The organism is Streptomyces gottesmaniae, assembly GCF_031845845.1.
Lineage (GTDB): Bacteria > Actinomycetota > Actinomycetes > Streptomycetales > Streptomycetaceae > Streptomyces > Streptomyces akebiae.
In genome coordinates, this window is the sequence record NZ_JAVRFJ010000108.1 from 1 (window position 1) to 486 (window position 486).

Consider the following 486-nt stretch of genomic DNA (forward strand, 5'->3'; position numbering starts at 1 on the left):
CTGAACGGCGGCCCGCTGAAAACGGTTATAGCAGTCCTCGAATTGTGTGGTGTCAGAACTCGAAATCTATCGACTGGACGTGGGTGAAATCCGCGCGCAGCCCCTGAGCCCGGGTGCCCCATTCCGTGAAATAGGACTCGGTGACGGCCTGGGCGACGACCGGATGCAGCTCCTCCTCCGTCGCACCGGCCTCCTGGAGCTGGAGGATCTGCTGCACGTAGGTGGGCGAGATCGCGGTGGTGATGTGCCGTTCGCGGCCGTCGTCGGAGGACCCGGTGGCGGCGAACCCGAAGTACGCGACGACGTGCACCATCATCCCGCCGGAGGTGGCTGCCTGCTCCCTCGCCTGTGCTCTGACCTGCGGTTGCCATTCGGACTCGGTCTCTTCGACCAGGGCGGCCTGGAGCCGCTTCTGCGGGGTCGTCAGCATCCCGGACCGGTAGCGCTCCACCGTGCGGCGCGAGACGCCCAGACGCTCCGCCAAGG

1 protein-coding gene is annotated in these 486 nt (G+C 66.7%); it reads right to left on the reverse strand.

Annotated features, from left to right (window positions below):
• Nucleotides 1-52: 52 nt before the first annotated feature.
• Nucleotides 53-486: telomere-protecting terminal protein Tpg (tpg, locus tag RM704_RS44605; RefSeq protein ID WP_311593586.1), on the reverse strand; the 434-nt coding region annotated here is incomplete at its 5' end.